Here is an 18,546-nt window from a genome sequence, read left to right as displayed (position 1 = left end):
TGTATGCGGGATTTTATGCGGGACAACGTAAGGAGAATATGTTCCAATGCCAGCGTTTGCCTTTGGCGACGGTTGCTTTGGGAAATTCAACACGACGGATCCACCTGGCAGTTCTTGGTCCTAAATCGCTGCACCAGTTTTCCAACCTCACCAACCGGAATATGTGGCGAAAATTCTGAGCACAGATAGTTTGAATGAGGAGTAAGCCGTCCCGAGAAGGTTGCAGACCAACCCTCTTCAACCGCCAGCATTTGTTCTGCGGAGTACAGCAAGTGGTCAACAAAGGCTTCGTACGCACCGCCTTCAGCAGATTGAATAAGGCTACACGCGTCTGCGGGTCGCGCAAATTGGGGTTGCGCCGTAGCGAGTGCGAGATGGGCTCGGTAAGTGTCGCGAGCAGACTGTTCTCGTTGAATTTGGTCATGGCGGTCAAGCTGAACTTTGGCGCCGATTAGGGCAGCTATAGCAATGAACACGGTTACAACCGCGGCCAAAGCTTCAATCGACTTAGCATTTCTTGCCCACCAATTCATTCGATTACCTTTGCCTTTGATCCGGGGGCAGAGGTGCGTTTTTTCGGAGAAACACAACCATGATTTTCCACTAAGCCCGGAATATCAGTTCATTTCATCGTTTCTGAAAGCTTACGGTTTGCATGGTAATCCCCCTTACGTGGGACTCGTTGGTCGAAAAGCCGGTGCCTAATGTTGCGGCGACTCAGAATATTTCACGAGAAAGGTGTCGCTGGTGCTCGATACGAACGACAAAAATTGGCATAGGTTCGCAGCAACTCAAACTCCAGAAACAAGACTGTTGATTGATGGGGAATGGTGCAAGTCGGAAACCGGCGAAACACTGGCTTCTCTTAATCCGTATAGCCAGCAACTTGTCGCGAGCATTGAATGTGCGTCAACCGGCGACGTTACTCGTGCTACCGCCGTCGCACGCAAGCGGTTTGACGATGGCGTGTGGTCCAGAATGCCGCCGCGCGACAGAGTGCGTATTCTCAACAGATTTGCCGATTTGATTGAAAGCTGCGGCGACACTTTCGCTGTGCTGGATACACTTGAAATGGGCAAACCGATTTCCGAGATGCTGGAAATCGACGTACCGGGAAGTGTTCTGACCATGCGGTTCATGGCAGAATGTGTCGACAAGATTGGCGGGGATTGCCCGGTCACAGCGAACGATGCGCTCCATTACATCCAGCGGCAACCTCTTGGTGTCGTAGGGTGTGTCACGCCATGGAACTATCCAACGATGATGGCGGTTTGGAAGATCGCGCCTGCTCTTTCAGCAGGAAACAGCGTGGTGCTGAAACCTGCCGAAGATACATCGCTTACTGCAATTCTATTGGGTAAGCTATTTCTTGAAGCTGGTGGTCCGGAAGGTGTGTTCAACGTGGTTCCGGGCCGCGGATCAGTTGCGGGCGCAGCCCTGGCGCAGTCCTTGCAGGTCGACAAGATTGCATTCACTGGTTCGACCGGTGTTGGTCGCCTGATGTACGAGTACTCCGCGCGTTCTAACTTAAAGAAAGTGTCCGCAGAGCTCGGCGGAAAATCCCCTCAGATCATCCTCAGGGATGCGCCGGATCTAGCAAAGACCGCTGCATCTGTGGCGGCTGGCATCTTCGGAAATCAAGGAGAAGTCTGTACCGCAGGGTCGCGAATTCTGGTCGCGCGCGAAGTACATGATGAATTCTGCGACCACCTTACGAAGGCCGCTGAGGGCTTTCGCCCGGGCGATCCGCTCGACCCTGAGACTACGATGGGTCCTTTGGTAAATCGTGCGCATCAGAAACGTGTGCTTGGCTATGTTTCAGGCGCTGTTGAGGAAGGTGCATCAGCCATCGTCAGCGGATCATCGCATACTGCCTCGCCCGAAGCTTGCTTTGTATCGCCAACACTCTTCACCGACGTTTCATCCGATATGACGATTGCGAAGGAAGAGATCTTTGGCCCGGTTGGCGCGATCCTCAAACATGATGGACCCGATCACGCGCTCGAACTGGCCAATGACAGTGCATATGGGCTTGCCGCGGGGATTTGGACGCAGACCCTGGGCGACGCGCACAAGGTCGCCCGTGATCTGAATTGCGGGATGGTCTGGATCAATGGCTACATGAACGGAGACATGACCCAACCCTGGGGCGGTTGGAAGGAGTCCGGACAAGGCCGAGACAAGTGTATGGATGCCCTTTTGGAGAATACCCAGACGAAATCGGTATGGGTCACGCTCGATGGCTGAAATCCTGATCTTAGGCGGTGGTGCAGGTGGATTGGAACTTGCCATTCGCCTGGCCAAAAAACTCCGTCGGACGCCCAGGCACCGGGTGACGTTAGTCGATCGAAAGATGACCCATGTCTGGAAACCTTTGTTTCATGAGGTGGCCGCTGGCACACGTGGGCATTCCGGAGACGAAATCAGCTATCTTTCTTTGGCGGAAATGCATGGTTTCAGGTTTCGAACTGGTGAAGTGCTGCATATCAACCAGAAGGATAAGACAGTCGAGATATCTGGGCGCGAAGGCACCTTCGGTGAATCCATTCCCAATCGTACACTGAACTATGACCATCTGGTTATGGCCCTTGGAAGCGAGCCGCGCACATTCGGTATTCCTGGTATCGACGAAAATTGCTTTTTCCTGGATACGCTTCATCAGGCGCACCGGTATCGAGATGCGCTATTCGAGCACTGCCTGCGGATCGATACCGCACCAGATGCCGCGCAAAAGCAACTCCACATAAGCGTAATTGGCGGAGGCGCGACTGGTGTCGAACTGGCGGCCGAACTCACTCAGGCTATCCGGCACCTGACGCGATATGGGTTTGACGCCTTTGATCCTGAGAAAAACGTCAAAGTCAGGCTGATTGAAGCCGCGCCAAGGTTGCTTCCGGTGCTTGACGAAAAGCTGTCAAAGAAGGCGCAAACCCGGCTTGAAGAACTAGGCGTAGAGGTTCGCACCTCTTGTAAAGTTCAAAAAGTGCTTCCGGGAGGATCTATTCAGCTTGATGACGACATGTGTCTTCAGTCTAACATAACAGCCTGGGTTGCAGGAATTGGTGCACCGAACTCCTTGAACAAGCTTTTCGAAGAAGAAAGCTTGAATACCGGCTTTCTTGCGGTTTGCGAGACTCTACAAGTTGAGAATGCGGAAGGTATCTGGGCTTTGGGCGACTGCGCCCGTCTCGTTGGTGCAGGTGTAGGCCGCCCCCTACCGCCGAAGGCGCAAGTGGCGTCTCAGCAGGCCGAACATCTGGCAACGGAACTGAGCCGTGTGTTGCTTTCCTCCGCGAAGCCCCGACCGTTTCGATATCAGGATCGCGGTTCACTGGTGAACTTGGGTGGTCACTCCACAATTGGCCAATTGATGGGCAATTTGATGGGAAGTCAGACCATCGACGGCTGGTTCGCAAGACGAGCATACAAAATGCTGTACCGGCGACATCAACTCATCCTGCATGGAAACGTACGCGGGTCGTTGTTGATCGCGAGTGAGCTTCTGCGAGAACGCGTGCACCCGCGATTGAAACTGCACTAGTGCCGCTGGTTCGAACGCCTCCTTATCAACTCAGATCGGGCGAACAGTACCCCTCATGGGGGATTGTTGGGCTTTGAACTAATGCAAAGAATGAAGGCGGTCACACCTGATTTCAGACCGCCTAATCACGAATAGATGGTGAAAATGACGAAAATTTCGATCAATCCCGAACGCTTGTGGTCCCGGTTGATGGACATGTCCGAAATTGGTGAGATCCCGAATAATGGAAGTCGCAGGCTTGCCTTGTCACAGGACGATGTTGATGGCCGGGAATTGTTTCTTGCATGGTGTGAGTCCCGCCGGTATCGGGCAATGTTTGACAAGATCGGAAACTTGTTCATTCGCCGCGATGGCACTGATCCCGATGCGCTCCCCCTTGCCATCGGATCGCATCTGGACACACAGCCAAATGGCGGCAGGTTCGATGGTATTCTTGGTGTTCTCGCGGGCCTGGAGGTTCTTGAGACATTGGATGATTTCAAGATCAGGACTCGGGCACCGATCGACCTTGTCGTTTGGACCAATGAAGAAGGTGCCCGGTTTCAGCCTGCGATGATGGGCTCTGGAGTGTATTGCGGCGTTCTTGATCTACCGAGTGTTCTTGCAACCACAGATGATCAAGGCGTTTCTGTCGCTGAAGAAACGGCGCACCATGGGTATGACAAGGGGTGTCCCCCGGGATTTCAACAGATTGAGCGGTATGTCGAGCTGCATATCGAGCAAGGTCCAATTTTGGAAATGGAAGACAAGGCAATCGGGGTTGTCACCGGGGGACAAGGTATCCGTTGGTACGATGTCACGCTGACAGGTGAGGAAACGCATGCAGGGCCAGTCCCGATGCATAGTCGCCGCGATCCTGTGCCCGCGTTAGCGCCTGTTGTCGAACTGGTCTATCGGATCGGGCAGAAGGATGAAAACGCGCGCGCAACTATTGGCAAAATCGAAACGCGTCCGGGCTCGATCAATGTTGTTCCGGGGCAAGTTTGTCTGAGCGTTGACCTGCGGCACCCAAAAGAAGCCGATCTGGTTGCTATGCAAGAGGCGTTTCTCAATGGGATTTGTAACATTGCAAACGAACATCCAAAGCTAGAAGTGAAAGCAAAATGTCGTTGGCACTCTCCCGTGGTTCAGTTCGATCCAGAAATGGTGAGCGGGGTCCGCGAGGCAGCCAATCAACGTAACTTGCCTTCCATGGAAATCGTTTCCGGGGCAGGACATGATGCGTTCAATCTCGCGCAGGTCGTACCCACAACGATGATCTTCGTTCCATGCCGTGACGGGATCAGTCACAATGAACTGGAGTATACAAAGCCAGAACATGCCGCCGCTGGAGCCAATGTCCTGTTGGATATGGCGTTGCGCTTTGCCAAAGCGAACCAGGACGCCCTGCAATTGCAGGAGTAAGAAGCAGAATCTTTACACGCAAACCTTAACGACACGGCAATACTGAAGGGATCCCCAATGACCCGAGCCTTCATCCTCGCAACCACATTGCTCTCCCCATTGGCAGCGGGAAACGCGTTTTCACAGCCCTTGGTTCTCACGGGTGCCGATGTCTACACCGTTAACGAAAATCGAGATTGGGCTGAGGCAGTCGGAATCGACGAAAACGGGGTTATTGTCGCCGTTGGAACAGAAGCTGAGGTTGTTGCCGCAGTTGGGTCTGGCGCGTCGATCATCGACCTTGGAGGGCGCATGGTTCTGCCTGGTTTTCAGGACGCCCATCTTCATGCGATTGAGGCAGGCGTAAACGCAGCTCTTTGCGAATTCGAACCATTTGACAGCCTGAACGGGTACCGGGACAGCATCTTGGAATGCGCAGAGAATGATAGCACGGGCCTGTGGGTTCGCGCTTCGGGCGTAAACATACCGAACCTGTTGGATCTACACCCAAACCCAGTTGAGTTTCTGGACGAGTTGCTGCCGGACCGTCCCATTTTGATCCTGGACGACATCGGTCACGGAGCTTGGGCAAATTCTGTAGCTCTGAAGGCGGCGGGGTACGATGTGTCTGGCGACAAGGCGAACGGCAATATCATTCTACGTAACGATCAAGGCGACCCAAACGGTGTGGTGCTGGAAAACGCGCCTCATAACTTGCGCACCTTGGCATTTTTGCCGACCGAAGATCATCTGAACTTTGCCTATGACAGCCTGCTTGCGGCGGCCAATGAGTTGAACCAGAACGGAATCACAACCATTAGCGACGCTGGCGGCTATTGGCCTCAGGGACACCATCGTGTTTGGGATTGGGCTGAAGAAGCCGGAGAGTTAACCGTACGTGCATCAAATGCTTTCTACGTTTATCCGGACCGCCCCCTTGAAGAGCAACTTTCTGAACTAAAGGGACTGTATCACAATGACCCCGACCGTTTGGTGCGGTTCAACCAAGCAAAGATATATGTTGATGGCATTTTGAGCCAAGGAACCGGAGCTCTACTTGAGCCATATGAGAACGACGCCGGTCCCGAGCTTGGCTATCTCTATTTCCCAGGCGAGTATTTGAATGAGGTCGCTCATGAATTCAGCGCGGCAGGGTTCCAACTGCATTTTCATGTAACAGGCGATAACGGCGCACGGTTGGCGTTGGATGCAATCGTCGATGCGAACCCAGACTCAGGGCCGCACCGACTGACGCATCTTTATTTGGTCGATCCGGCAGACTATCCGCGATTTGCAGAACTGAATGCCGTTGCCGATTTCCAGATCCCGCCAAGTGCGCTGGAAGATGACTACATCGACTTTATCGGAGAATTCATCGGTGACAGGACAGATCGACTATTGCCTGCAGGAGATTTGCTGAACGCCGGAGCCACAGTCACTATGAGCAGCGATTGGGATGCAGACGAACTCAACCCGCTTATCAAAATCTCCGCGTCTGTCGGTCGTGAAACGAACGGCTTTCCAGACGTTGAAACAGCGATTGAAGCGATGACCATCAATCCGGCTTACCTCCTTCAACATGATGACAAAACAGGGTCCATCGAAGTCGGAAAATATGCCGATCTGGTTGTGATCAGCGAGAACATCCTGGATTTACCAGTCAGCCAGATCCCCTCTGCCGAGATCGAAGTCACTTTGCTTCAGGGTGAGCCTGTTTTTGACGCGTATGGCCTCTTTGAAGAATAGGCTTCAGGCGTCGTACGGAGCGCTCAACTTTCGATCGAGGTAAACAAGTGGGTCTTCCGTTGCATTCGCAGGCGTTCGGGAGAGTGCCTCGAGAAACAGGGAAAACAACTCTCCCTGAGAGGCAATCCCCAGCTTTGCGTGAATACGCTTGCGGTGGACCTTAACTGTCTCGGGGCTGTTGCCCAGTTCACGCGCAATGGATTTGGACGAGTGGCCCTTGAGAATGAGGCGAACAATCTCTGCTTCACGTTCGCTAAGAATTGATGTGGCAAAGCGCTCGAAGGACTTGTTGAGGTGCTGCCCGATGCGCCCGTGACCAATGACAGTATCTGGATCCAGTCGTGGCCAGTGCCGACGGCAGAGGGCAACAATGCAAGGCAACAGTTCTTCCAACGCCAATCGGGCCTGTGGTGACAACTGAAAACTCTCTTCCCGGCTTCCCAGTGAAAGAACTAAGCATGCGTCCTGATCAAAGCGGATAAAGAGCACGGTTTCATCAAACAACCCGGTGCCTGAATAGAACGTCTGGTAGTATTCCGAGACCAGAAAATCATCCGGTGCGCAGTCATTCAAAGCCATCACCCCGTCACCGAAACCCTGCAGAAACAGGTTGTAAAACGGGTCGAGCAGGTAGGCGAAATCAAGGTAGGGCTTGATTGTCGCATCACAGTATTGATCGTCGAGGTTGTCGAACAATTCGACCGGCGAATGTGAGGGAAAGAACGCAGTCACAAAGGTGCTGTCATAGCCCGATATAGACTGGCACAGGGCTGCAAGCGCGCCAAGGAACTCTTCGTGGCCAACTTTTTCTATGATCGTGGCCAAGCCCGCTAAGGTTTCGGCTGATTGAGCCCGATCAATTCCTGACATGGAATTTATTGGTGGAGTTCCAATTGCGTCATTGTTGATCTTTAGACTAAGCATATCCAACCTCCGTTTCTTGACTGTCAAGCGGGCTGCTGTTGGGTCATGCAATGAATGCCACCACCGTTCCAACAGATGTCCCGGATATCGACCTGAACGATCTGACGATCGGGAAAGGCTTTCCTGAAGGTTTCGACGGCCGCATCGTCTGTCTCGGGGGTTCCAAAACTGGGCAGAACCACACCACCGTTTGCAATGTAGCAATTCACATATGATGTAGCGGTGAACTCGCTCTCGTGATGATAAAGGTAAGCCTCGTTCATCAGTGTAATTTCGATTTCATTTCCGTCAGCGTCGGTTTGTCCACGCAGTGCTTTCAGGTTTTCCCGACAGACCCTTTGATGAGGGTTTTCGTTGTCAGGGTTGTCCTCAAACAGAACATGACCCGGCCGCGTAAAGGTCAGAACACCATCGATGTGACCATCCGTGATCCATTCGTTTTCATCGCCGGGCAACCAGATGACTTTGCGTGCGCCGATCGCGTGAAACAGCTCGCGTTCGACATCTGCCTTGGTCATTCCCGGGTTGCGGTTGGAGTTGAGAAAACAGGTTTCCGTGGTGATCACAGTCCCGCGTCCATCACTGATTAGCCCGCCCCCTTCGCCACATAGGGGCGCCTGAAAATATGGAAGCTCAAGATGAGATACCAGCTTTTCACCTACGTCCCTGTCGCCGGGCTCAAGTGGGAACTTGCCGCCCCAGTTATTGAACACCAAGTTAGACCCGATGGTCTGACCATTTGCATTCTGCACAAACAAAGGCCCAGTATCCCGGAACCACAGGTCATCCTGATCCAGCGCGATCACATCGATGTGCCCTGGCAGTTTGCGACGGGCCAGTTTGAAGGCATGGGGTGCTGCGATCACTCGCACGGGCTCAAATTGGGAGATCGCGCTGGCAATCGCGACAAAGGCATTCTGGACCGTTGCAATATCCTTCCCCCAGGTGTCGGGATGGTCGTCGTGGACCCAAGCCATCCAGCAAGCGGCATGACGTGCTGTTTCGGCTGGCATCACAAAGCCCAACTCTCCGGGTGTACTGCTGATCAGGGTCTGGCTCAGTTCCTTGTTCATGACTTTGGCTCCTGTTGCGTGATGCAATGAATGCCGCCACCACCGATGGCGATAGATGGGATTTCGACTTGGGCAACATGGCGGCCTGGCAGGTATTGCTCGAACACTTCGCGGACCATGTCATCTTCTGGCAGGCCGTATTTCGGCATCACCACACCACCGTTGCAGATGTAGGAATTCACGTATGAACGGCAGAACTTTTCGTTATCCGTTGCAAAATCCGCTGCATCCGGAACACGTATCAGTGACAGCGGGCGTCCTTTGGCGTCGGTCTGGTTCTCAAGTGCCGAAATGTTGGCAACATTGATGTCATGCCACTCGTGATCCGCAGGCCCTTCGCCTTCGACCAAAACCACACCCGGCGCCAGAAAGGCGGCAATACCATCGACGTGCCCGTCTGTTTCCGTTTCTTCGACGTTTCCCGGAAGCCAGATAACCTTGTCGCCACCCAGCATCTCTTTCAATTCGGTTTCGATATCGGTCCGTGTCCAGTCAGGGTTGCGGTTCAAGTTCGGGAAACAGCTCTCGGTGGTGAGAATTGTGCCTTCACCATCGACGCTGACTCCGCCGCCTTCAGCGATCAGGTCCGATACGAACTTACGCACTCCGGATTTTTCGAGGATTGTTGATGAGACTGTATCGTCACCCGCAAACGGCGCGTATTTGCCACCCCAAGCGTTGAAGCGGAATGAGGTTCCGGCCTTGTTGCCCTCTCCGTCGACAAGGAAGCAAGGGCCAGCATCACGTGCCCAGCTGTCGTTGATCGGGTGCTCCAACAGATCAATATCGCTGCCCAACAGATCACGCGCGACAGCGATGTCTTCACGCCGAACCAGCATGGTCAATGGTTCAAACTGGCGAATGGCATGGGCCACATCAGTGTAGTTCCGGCGCGTTTCCGAGATGTCGTCCCAAACCTCAGCGCGTGATGGCCACATCATCCACGTCCGTTCGTGATCTGCCCATTCTGCTGGCATGTGAAATCCGGCTTGTTTTGGTGTTTGCCGCTGCACGTGTGACTCCGATCTTCAATAGCTGTGTCTTGTTTGGAGTCTATTCATTAGATACAGTGATGGACAAACGCGTAATTCTTGGGAAACCCATTAGTGTAATTCATGAATAATCCCTATCGCCTCCTCCCACCACTTGGATCGCTTGTAGGATTTGAAGCGGCGGCGCGCTTGGGAAGCTTTTCGCATGCAGCGGATGAGCTGAACGTGACCCAGTCCGCGATTTCGCATCAGATTCGCACGTTAGAAACCCATTTGGAGCAACCTCTGTTTCACCGTGTTGGGCGCGGCATCGAACTTACTGATGCCGGTAGAGATCTGTATCGAACGAGTTTGGAGGCGCTGGAAACTGTGCGTCAAGGCGTTCAACGGCTTGATGCGTACTCAAAGCCAGGAACAGTTGTCGTGCAGATTTTGCCGGTCGTTGCAGCCAGTTGGTTCATGCCGAGATTGGCTGAACTCAAATCATCAAATCCGGAAGTAGAACCATGGCTGTACACAGGCGAGCTGACAGCCGAATTGGTCGAGACGGAATATGACATCTCATTTCGTTACGACCCGCCGCAGATTCCCGATGAAATTGGGGCCCAATTTCTCTCGGAGCGACGTGTTCCTCTTTGCGCCCCAAGCTTATTGGAGACGTTTCATAGCAACCCTGAAACCGCACCCCTTATTCATGATGAAGAACCGGACGATTGGCAAACCTGGTACATTCGTGCCGGGCTATCGCGTGAAAACTACTCGGCGGGTCTAAATTTCTCCGATCCCGTTTATGCACTGGATGCTGCCGCGCAAGGTCTCGGCGTCTATCTGGGGAACCCCGATTTGGCAGCGCCGTGGTTGGAAAAGGGGCAGTTGTGTAAGGTAGGCGAGCACGTACTGGAAACCGGCCGGATCATGTACATCGTCACCCAGGATCGTGATCTGCAACGACCCGCTGTACGGGCCTTGTGGGACTGGCTGATGGCTCACGCCCCTTCGGCAGACACGGCCACATCTTCGGGAAAGAAACAAGCTGACTGATGATGTTCGGCTTGATCAACCAGTTTTGGAACCTCCGAACGGCATCGCGCAGGACGGCCTTTTTGCTCATACAGCCAGCATCGCGTGTGAAAAGGACAGCCAGAAGGTATCGCATCATGCGAAGGCACATCGCCGTTCAAAACGATCGGCTTTGAGCGTGCTTTGTTTTTTGTCTTCACACGTGGCACTGCCGACATCAATGCTGCTGTGTAAGGGTGCCTTGGGTTGGCGGAAAGAGCTTTGGATGGACCAGTTTCCACAATCTCCCCCAAGTACATGACGGCGATACGCTGGCAAAGATGGCGTACGACTGAAAGGTCGTGGCTGATGAACAGCATCGCCATGTTTTCCTGAGTGCGCAGTTCATCCAGAAGGTTCAGGATTTGCGCCTGAACTGACACATCAAGCGCACTGACCGGCTCATCCGCCACAATTATCGACGGGCTATTTGCGATAGCCCGGGCTATCGCGATGCGCTGCCGCTGACCGCCGCTAAAGTGTTGGGGAAACCGCGCCGCATGCTGCGGATTCAACCCAACCCGCTCAAGCAACGCCCGAACACGGTCTTTTTCATTGCTTCGATCTGCCGTTTTCTGAATGCGAAACGGTTCGGCCAACGTATATCCAACGGTTTTTTGAGGATGCAGCGAGGAATAGGGATCCTGAAACACCATCTGCACCTGACCGGCCAATTTGCGTCGGTCACCAGGCTTGGTGGCATCAAGTGCCTCACCATTCACCATCAAAGACCCACTCGACTGCTCGACAAGCCCAACAATCGCTTTTCCCAAAGTCGTTTTTCCACTGCCGGACTCGCCTATCAAGCCGAGCACTTCTCCGGGGTTTACGGACAAAGTGATGTTATTGAGGGCTCGGAATGTGGAAGGTGCCTCAAAAATCCCTCGCGGCGCAGATGACGCAAACTCGACTGACAGGTTTTCTATATTGAGTGCTGGTTTAGTCATGCGGTCTTCCTCTGAGGTGTTGTCCCGCTGCGCAAGTGGCACGCCACCAGATGGTCACTCTTATCAATCATGACTTGCGACGGCGTCGCCTCGGCACAGGTGTCCACGGCCTCACTGCATCGATCCCGGAAAGCGCACCCCGAAGGGCGTTCCCAAATGGAAGGGGGCGCGCCAGGGATAGGAGTGAGTCGGTCTTGATCTGCATCCAGCGAAGGATGCGCACCGAGAAGGCCAATCGTGTATGGGTGTTGAGGGTTCTCAAGTACCTGTTGGGTAGGTCCGCGTTCCACGTCCTTACCTGAATAAAGCACGATAACTTCGTCGCTCATTTGCGAAACGACGCCCAGATCATGCGTTATCAAAACGACCGCCATAGCGAGGTCTCGAGAGAGAGCCTTAAGCAGATCAAGGATTTGCGCCTGAATGGTCAGGTCCAGTGCCGTTGTCGGTTCATCTGCAATTAGCAACCGGGGTTTGAATACAATTGCCATCGCAATCATCACACGCTGTCGCTGACCACCGCTCAGTTGATGTGGGTAACGCTTAAGCATTCCCTCCGGGTCGGGCATTCCCACCTGCGTCAATACCTCCACGGCACGAGACCATGCCTCTTTCGCGGGTTGCTTGCGGTGGGCCTGAACACATTCGATTATCTGGTCACCGATCTGCAAGACCGGGTTTAGGCTACTCATTGGATCTTGGAAAACCATCGCAATTTCAGTGCCCTGTAGATCACGTAGTTTCTTTGGCGATAGCTGAAGGAGATCCTGGCCATCAAATTCAACAGCTCCGGAAACTTTGAGAGAGCGCTTGTCCAGCAATCCCATAATCGCCATGGCCGCTGTACTTTTACCGGAGCCGCTTTCTCCGACGACGCCAAGACACTGGCCCCGTTTCAGTTGGAATGACAACCTGTCCACAATTGCTGCAGACCGGGGTCCGTTTCCGACTGAGACGGACAGGTTATCAACTCTCAATAGTTCCATTTGCAGAGGCGTTCCTATTCCGCGGAATTTGTGCAGTGGTGTTCCGAGCCGAGTTACGACCGTTCGTTTTTCATACATGGTTCTGCGCTAGGCGGCTGTGCCCCATAGGTGGTATCGACAGGTTGGACGGCAAACTGCGACGCTGGCTCCCATCAAAAAGCACAAACCGCGATGCATCACGCTCGTTGGATGAACTACAGGGAGCCAGCCATGACCAAACGCACACCGACACGAAATTCTCCACAGTTCCGATTGCCACGCCGATCATTCCTTGCTGGGACGTGTTCTATGGCGGCGATGGCATTCGCCCCCGCAGGTCGCGTATGGGCGGACACCGCTGCAACTGCTCCTGACATTGGCGCGCGCGATCCCAATACGCTGGTTGTTCTGGTCGACGCCACGGTCGAGAACCTGGACCCAGCGACGAATATCGAGTGGGCTTATGGCTTGCGTCCCATCTACGAGACCCTGACGATTCTTGACGGAAGCGATACTCTTTCGGTCAAACCAGCGCTAGCAGAGGCTTGGGAAGCCAATGAAGACAACACAAGCTGGACGTTCACGCTGGTCGATGGCGTGACCTTCCACGATGGCACGCCGTTCAACGCAGAAGCCGTGAAAAAAGCGGTGACCCGGATGGTGCTGCATCCTGCGGGCCTCGCCGGAACCTGGCAGCTTGACGATCCCGAGACACAGATTGTCGTCGTCGATGACAGGACTGTCCGCTTTGATCTGGGAGAACCACGTCCCTTCTTCGACAGACAGGTTAGCTCGCAATACGGGTTCTGGATGGCCAGCCCGACTGCTGCCGAAGCCAATTCTAAGGGCGATGATGACATGGGGTCGGAATTTCTTCAGTCCAACCCTGTCGGTACGGGTCCTTATAAGATGGAAAGCCTGAATCCAGGCCAAGACGCCACCTTTGTTGCCAACCCAGACTATCGTGGCGGGTGGGAGCATCCACATTTCAACCGTGTCATCACCAAGACGATGCCGGTGTCTGCGACGCGCAGACAACTGTTGGAGACCGGTGAGGCCGACATGACACTGGCGATGGAGCCCGAAGACATGGTGGTTCTGCGGGACGATCCAAGGTTCAACATGATCGACGCGCCCACCTTCACGGTTCAATACGTGGCGTTTGCGACAGATGGTAAGCTTGCTGATCCAAAAGCAAGGCAAGCAATCAGCCATGCGTTTGATCACGACGCATATATCGAGCAGGTAGCCCTTGGCACGGCAGACAAGCCGACATCGGTGTTTCCTACTCAAATGCAAGGCCTCGATGGCAAGGATCGCCTGTTGCCCTTCGACCTGGATCGCGCCCGGGCATTGCTTAAAGAGGCTGGCATTGCGGAAGGCACCGAACTCACAATGGCCTACTATGCAGGCTTCGGGGATATCGAAGGTCAACTGCTGCAGGCCTGGCTGTCTGAAATTGGCATCGACTTGAAACTTCAGGAGTTGTCTTTCTCGGCCTATCTCGATGTGTTCTTCGGCGAAGGTGAAGCTGAGGAACGCCCGGATCTCTTCTACTTCTCTTGGTGGCCGAACGTTGATCACCCTTACAGCTTTGCCTGGGGTCTATTTAGCGGAGACGCAGCAACTTATGACGGCAATGCGGGTCGTTATGCCAATGATGAGGCGACGGCGTTGATCGAAGAGCTCCGCAATCAGGTCATGACCGAGGATATGGCGGCCAAGTTCCAGCGCCTTGCAGATATTCTGACAACCGAGGACCCTGCCTGGCTTCCGATCCTTCAGGAACGCGCACAATTCGTGTCGCGAAATGACATCAAAGGCGTCGAGAACAATCCGATCTATGTCTCGACGCTGGACATGTACAACCTGTCGCGCGGCTACTGAGCGGCAAGCAGATGCTTCGGTTTATTCTCCGCCGCGCAGTCGCAACAACGATCCTGATCGGTGGAGTCGTATTGATGACATTCGCGCTCGCCCGGCTTTTGCCGGGCGATCCCGCACGTCTGATCGCCGGTGCCCGGGCCGACGCTGACGCTGTGGCGGCAGTCAGGGAACGCCTGGGGCTGGATGACCCAATAGGCGTGCAGTTCCTGACTTATGTGAGCAACGTAATGGAAGGTGACTTTGGTCGTTCGATTGTAACACGCCGTCCGATATCCGAAGACATCGTCACCTTTTTTCCGGCAACGCTGGAACTGGTCATTCTTGCGGCCTGCATCTCACTTGTAATTGGTGTCCTTTTGGGTGTTTTGGCTGCGGTGCGCAGTGGCGCGCCCTCGGACGTCGGAGTGCGGGGCGTGGCAGTACTGGGCCTTTCCGTACCGGATTTCTGGTTGGCATTGGTCTTTCAACTACTGTTCTTTGCTACGCTTGGCCTATTGCCGTTTGGGGGTCGTCTGGGAACTGGTGTCACGCCTCCGGACTTCGTAACGGGTTTCATGACACTCGATAGCCTTCTGGCCGGTCGATTTGACCTGTTTGTCGATGCACTGAAGCACATGATCCTTCCGGTTACCGTTTTGGCCATCCCTTCAATGGCGATCACAATCCGCGTCGTTCGCACCACAATGCTTGAGGTTCTGTCGCAGGATTTCATCCGAACGGCGCGATCCAAAGGCATTCGGCCGGTTCGCGTCTACTTGCGGCATGCCCTGCGTAACGCGCTTCTGCCGATCGTGACGATATTTGGTCTGAACACAGGTCTATTGATATCAGGAGCGGTTTTCATTGAGTTGATCTTCGATTGGCCGGGATTAGGCCGTTACACAGCCAACGCAATCGCTTCTTCGGATTACAACGCCATCATGGCGATCACGCTTGTCGTTTCGATTGCCTACACCTTGATCAACTTCTTGGTCGACCTCAGCTATTCGCTGCTCGACCCGCGGGTGAAACTCACATGAGCTCAGATACCAACTTGATCCGCCCTGGCCATAGATTGCAATTTCCGGGAGGCGAAAGCGCAGCTCAGATTGTTAGTTTTGCCACGTCTTCCGGTCAGGCCTTTCTTGCCGTCTGCATCGTTTCATTTATCGTCGTCATTTCGGTTTCGGCATTTGCCGCTTATCTTTTGGACATACATGTCACCGCCTTCGATCCGTTGAAGATGAACATCATGGCACGGCTCGAACCGCCGAGTGGAGAACACTGGATGGGTACCGACAAGATTGGGCGAGACATGCTAGCCCGGGTCGTTGCCGGATCATGGATTTCGCTATCGGTTTCATTCGCGGTTTTGGCTGTAGCATCTGTGGTCGGCACCTCGGTCGGTCTGGTTGCAGGATATGTCGGCGGATGGGTTGATGAGGTGTTGATGCGGGTTACGGATCTGTTTCTGGCCTTTCCGGCATTGATTCTGGCCGCAGCCATTGCCGCGAGCTTTGGTGGCGGCATGATCTCAACCACCGTCGCTTTGGCAGCGGTTTTCTGGCCCTGGTACGCCCGACTTATCCGCAGCCGCGTGCTTTCCTTGAAAGAACAAGAATTTGTCGCGGCCAGTCGTTGCCTTGGTGCATCGCATACGCGCCTGATCTTCACATCGTTGCTGCCGATGGTGTGGCCACTTGTGATTGTGCAAGCAACGACAGATGTGGGGTTCGTCATTTTGGCGGCCTCGGGCCTGTCTTTTCTGGGATTGGGCGCACAGCCGCCTACTCCGGAATGGGGGGTTATGATTTTCGAAAGCCTAACTCACCAACCTGCCTCCTGGTGGCTTGCCGTATTCCCGGGGGGCGCAATTGCGCTGGTCGCCATTGGGTTCAACCTATTGGGCGACTCCTTGCGCGATCATTTAGATCCATCTCTTGGGGCATCGGAGGCCGGAGTATAGTGACACACATGAACAGACGGTCCTTCATGGTCGCGACCGCATCTTTTGGCCTGGCGCCTCCGGTTTGGGCCAGAAAGGACAAACAAGTGGATTATAGTCAGACGGGCGCAACAATCGAGGAAGGCGCTGGTGGCTCAGATGGCTATCACTTCCCTGCTGAATGGGAAAAGCACGAGCGGACCTTGATGCAGTTTCCATCCCCCCAGAATTGGCGCCGCCGCGATTTGGAGGATGCCCGAAGGGAATGGGCTGAAACCGCAAATACCATCGCTGAGTTCGAGCCTGTAATGATGGCGGTTCGTAAGCAGGATCTTAAAGCCGCCAAAAACATGCTCAGCAGCCAGATCGAGCTGGTTGAAATGCCGCTGAACGACGCCTGGTCGCGCGACAGCGGTCCCATGATCTTGAAAAACTCATCAGGTGATCGTCGAGTCGCAGGATTCACCTTTAATGGGTGGGGCAAGAAATTCCCTCCGTATCGTGACGATCAGCTTGTTAAAGGAAGGCTCGCTGCAAAGCTGGGCATGCCGATGTATCAGAGCAACCTGGTGCTTGAAGGAGGGGCGGTTGCATTTGATGGGCAAGGAACCGTTCTGACCACTGAAGAGTGCCTGATGAATCGCAACAGAAATCCTGGCTGGACCAAGGCTGAAATCGAAGCCGAATTACGGACACATCTCGGCGTGACGAAAGTCTTGTGGCTGCCTCGAGGTCTGACACCGGACCCGATTACCGACGGTCACATTGATGGAATAGCGGCATTTGCAGCACCTGGCCTGGTTTTACTGCACACAACTGACGATCCGAGTGATCCGAACACGCAAATCACGCAGGAGGCTCGGGCAATCCTCGAAACCGCGACCGATGCTACTGGTCGGAAGCTAGACGTAGTTGAGATTCCGTTGACCAGCTTTGATGTCGTCCACATGAACTTCTACATCTGTAACGGCGCGATAGTTGTGCCCGTCTCGGGGCGCCGGTCGGAAGACGATGAACCACTTGCGATTTTGCGCGAAGTGTTCCCGCACCACGAAGTCAAAGGTGTTTCAGGAAGGATGATCGGGGGCGGTGGTGGTGGTGTCCACTGTATTACGCAACAGGTGCCAACCGTCTGACTCAAATCAGACCAGCAAAACAAAAAAGGGGACCGCAATGCGGTCCCTTCAAGTTTCGGGGAGTTTGTGAGTGGTAGTTGGCTTATTGACCCTGCGAAGTCATTCCATCCAAGCTGCGCAAGGTTTGGTACATATTTGGTCTCCGATCTCGGAAAATACCCCAATTGTCGCGATATGCATTGGCGGCATCCAGATCCACGCTCGCGGTGATCACGGTTTCTGTGGCGCGATCCGCGTCCGCAAGAATCTCACCGGTATACCCAGCAATGAACGACGTTCCATAAAACTGACCTTCCGTCTCACCCTGAGTTTCCTTGCCGACACGGTTGGAGGCCACAAGCGGCACCATATTCGCCGCTGCGTGCCCTTGCATTGTCCGACGCCAATGGCCGCTGCTGTCGAGTTCCGGTTTCTTGGGCTCAGATCCGATCGCAGTTGGGAACATCAGAACTTCGGCACCCTGCAAAACAAGGCTGCGTGCCGTTTCTGGAAACCATTGATCCCAGCAAACACCGCACCCAATGCGACCGTATTTGGTTCCGACAACTTGGAACCCGGTGTCACCAGGACTGAAATAGAATTTCTCCTCATATCCGGGTGCTTGTGGAATATGCGTTTTGCGATAATTGGTCAAAACTGAGCCGTCTGCGTCAATCACTGCCAACGAGTTGTACCGTGTCAGGCCAGCGCGTTCATAGTACGAAACCGGAAGGACCACATCCAACTCATTCGCTAGCGCACCAAAGTGGCTTACCACTTTGCTGTCCTCAAGCGTGCGCGCCATGTCAAAGTATTGGAGATCCTGTTCCAAACAGAAGTACGGCGTTTCGAACAACTCTTGCAAAAGAATGACTTGCGCACCAGCGTCGGCGGCCTGCCGGACGAGTCCTTCGGCTCTGGCAATGTTGTCATCAATGTCCCAACTACAGGACATCTGCGTGGCGGCGAGAGTGATATTTCGCATACCAA

The 18,546-nt window shown here is 54.1% G+C and carries 16 protein-coding genes; 9 read left to right on the top strand and 7 right to left on the bottom strand.

All coding sequences use genetic code 11. From position 1 onward, the window contains the following. Nucleotides 1-86: 86 nt before the first annotated feature. A complete protein-coding gene (locus ACR0AL_RS11115; protein WP_480663044.1) occupies nucleotides 87-533 on the bottom strand; it encodes a hypothetical protein in 447 nt (148 codons plus the stop codon). Between the two features lie 205 nt (nucleotides 534-738). Between ACR0AL_RS11115 and ACR0AL_RS11110 the strand changes: the two genes are divergently transcribed. From ACR0AL_RS11110 to ACR0AL_RS11095, 4 genes are all read left to right on the top strand, one after another. Then, nucleotides 739-2,247 (top strand): aldehyde dehydrogenase family protein, encoded by a 1,509-nt coding sequence (locus tag ACR0AL_RS11110; protein ID WP_480663042.1) that lies wholly within the window; start codon nucleotides 739-741, stop codon nucleotides 2,245-2,247. Then, entirely contained in the window at nucleotides 2,240-3,541 is a 1,302-nt protein-coding gene (locus tag ACR0AL_RS11105; protein WP_480663040.1) for an NAD(P)/FAD-dependent oxidoreductase, read from the top strand. Before ACR0AL_RS11110 ends, ACR0AL_RS11105 begins: the two co-directional genes overlap by 8 nt. Before the next feature lie 144 nt (nucleotides 3,542-3,685). Continuing rightward, the gene (locus tag ACR0AL_RS11100; RefSeq protein ID WP_480663038.1) at nucleotides 3,686-4,945 is read left to right on the top strand and encodes a M20 family metallo-hydrolase; all 1,260 of its coding nucleotides are present in this window, start codon (nucleotides 3,686-3,688) and stop codon (nucleotides 4,943-4,945) included. A gap of 57 nt (nucleotides 4,946-5,002) precedes the next feature. Further along, entirely contained in the window at nucleotides 5,003-6,670 is a 1,668-nt protein-coding gene (locus tag ACR0AL_RS11095; protein WP_480663036.1) for an amidohydrolase, read from the top strand. A 3-nt stretch (nucleotides 6,671-6,673) separates the two neighbouring features. Here the strand turns inward: ACR0AL_RS11095 and ACR0AL_RS11090 are convergent, their stop codons facing one another. The 3 genes from ACR0AL_RS11090 to ACR0AL_RS11080 are packed head-to-tail and all read right to left on the bottom strand — an operon-like array spanning nucleotide 6,674 to nucleotide 9,680. Further along, nucleotides 6,674-7,594, bottom strand: a complete 921-nt coding sequence (locus ACR0AL_RS11090; RefSeq protein ID WP_480663245.1) for a helix-turn-helix transcriptional regulator — start codon at nucleotides 7,592-7,594, stop codon at nucleotides 6,674-6,676. 23 nt (nucleotides 7,595-7,617) lie between these two features. Beyond that, the gene (locus ACR0AL_RS11085) at nucleotides 7,618-8,667 is read right to left on the bottom strand and encodes an agmatine deiminase family protein (protein ID WP_480663034.1); all 1,050 of its coding nucleotides are present in this window, start codon (nucleotides 8,665-8,667) and stop codon (nucleotides 7,618-7,620) included. Next, nucleotides 8,664-9,680, bottom strand: a complete 1,017-nt coding sequence (locus tag ACR0AL_RS11080; RefSeq protein ID WP_480663032.1) for an agmatine deiminase family protein — start codon at nucleotides 9,678-9,680, stop codon at nucleotides 8,664-8,666. The genes ACR0AL_RS11085 and ACR0AL_RS11080 overlap by 4 nt, the downstream gene beginning before the upstream one ends. Before the next feature lie 102 nt (nucleotides 9,681-9,782). On the opposite strand from ACR0AL_RS11080, the gene ACR0AL_RS11075 reads away from it, so the two are divergent. Next, nucleotides 9,783-10,700, top strand: a complete 918-nt coding sequence (locus ACR0AL_RS11075) for a LysR family transcriptional regulator (RefSeq protein WP_480663030.1) — start codon at nucleotides 9,783-9,785, stop codon at nucleotides 10,698-10,700. Here the strand turns inward: ACR0AL_RS11075 and ACR0AL_RS11070 are convergent. Beyond that, a complete protein-coding gene (locus ACR0AL_RS11070; RefSeq protein WP_480663028.1) occupies nucleotides 10,646-11,665 on the bottom strand; it encodes an ABC transporter ATP-binding protein in 1,020 nt (339 codons plus the stop codon). The genes ACR0AL_RS11075 and ACR0AL_RS11070 overlap by 55 nt on opposite strands. Continuing rightward, nucleotides 11,662-12,651, bottom strand: coding sequence for an ABC transporter ATP-binding protein (locus tag ACR0AL_RS11065; protein ID WP_480663027.1), 990 nt, complete (start codon nucleotides 12,649-12,651; stop codon nucleotides 11,662-11,664). Before ACR0AL_RS11065 ends, ACR0AL_RS11070 begins: the two co-directional genes overlap by 4 nt. A 210-nt stretch (nucleotides 12,652-12,861) precedes the next feature. Between ACR0AL_RS11065 and ACR0AL_RS11060 the strand changes: the two genes are divergently transcribed. Genes ACR0AL_RS11060 through ACR0AL_RS11045 form a run of 4 tightly spaced genes read left to right on the top strand, consistent with a single transcriptional unit; the run spans nucleotide 12,862 to nucleotide 17,577 of the window. Next, complete coding sequence (locus ACR0AL_RS11060) at nucleotides 12,862-14,517, top strand: ABC transporter substrate-binding protein (RefSeq protein ID WP_480663025.1); 1,656 nt, start codon at nucleotides 12,862-12,864, stop codon at nucleotides 14,515-14,517. Nucleotides 14,518-14,528: 11 nt separating this feature from the next. Beyond that, nucleotides 14,529-15,536, top strand: coding sequence for an ABC transporter permease (locus tag ACR0AL_RS11055; RefSeq protein WP_480663023.1), 1,008 nt, complete (start codon nucleotides 14,529-14,531; stop codon nucleotides 15,534-15,536). Further along, complete coding sequence (locus ACR0AL_RS11050; RefSeq protein WP_480663021.1) at nucleotides 15,533-16,462, top strand: ABC transporter permease; 930 nt, start codon at nucleotides 15,533-15,535, stop codon at nucleotides 16,460-16,462. The genes ACR0AL_RS11055 and ACR0AL_RS11050 overlap by 4 nt, the downstream gene beginning before the upstream one ends. 8 nt (nucleotides 16,463-16,470) lie before the next feature. Then, nucleotides 16,471-17,577 carry an agmatine deiminase family protein gene (locus ACR0AL_RS11045; protein ID WP_480663019.1) on the top strand — a complete coding sequence of 369 codons (1,107 nt, stop codon included), beginning with the start codon at nucleotides 16,471-16,473 and terminating at the stop codon, nucleotides 17,575-17,577. An 82-nt stretch (nucleotides 17,578-17,659) separates the two neighbouring features. Here the strand turns inward: ACR0AL_RS11045 and aguB are convergent, their stop codons facing one another. Continuing rightward, nucleotides 17,660-18,541, bottom strand: a complete 882-nt coding sequence (gene aguB, locus ACR0AL_RS11040; RefSeq protein WP_480663017.1) for an N-carbamoylputrescine amidase — start codon at nucleotides 18,539-18,541, stop codon at nucleotides 17,660-17,662. Nucleotides 18,542-18,546 lie beyond the last annotated feature (5 nt).

This window comes from Ruegeria sp. BB1, from assembly GCF_056539465.1.
This window is presented reverse-complemented; position numbering and strand designations above follow the sequence as displayed.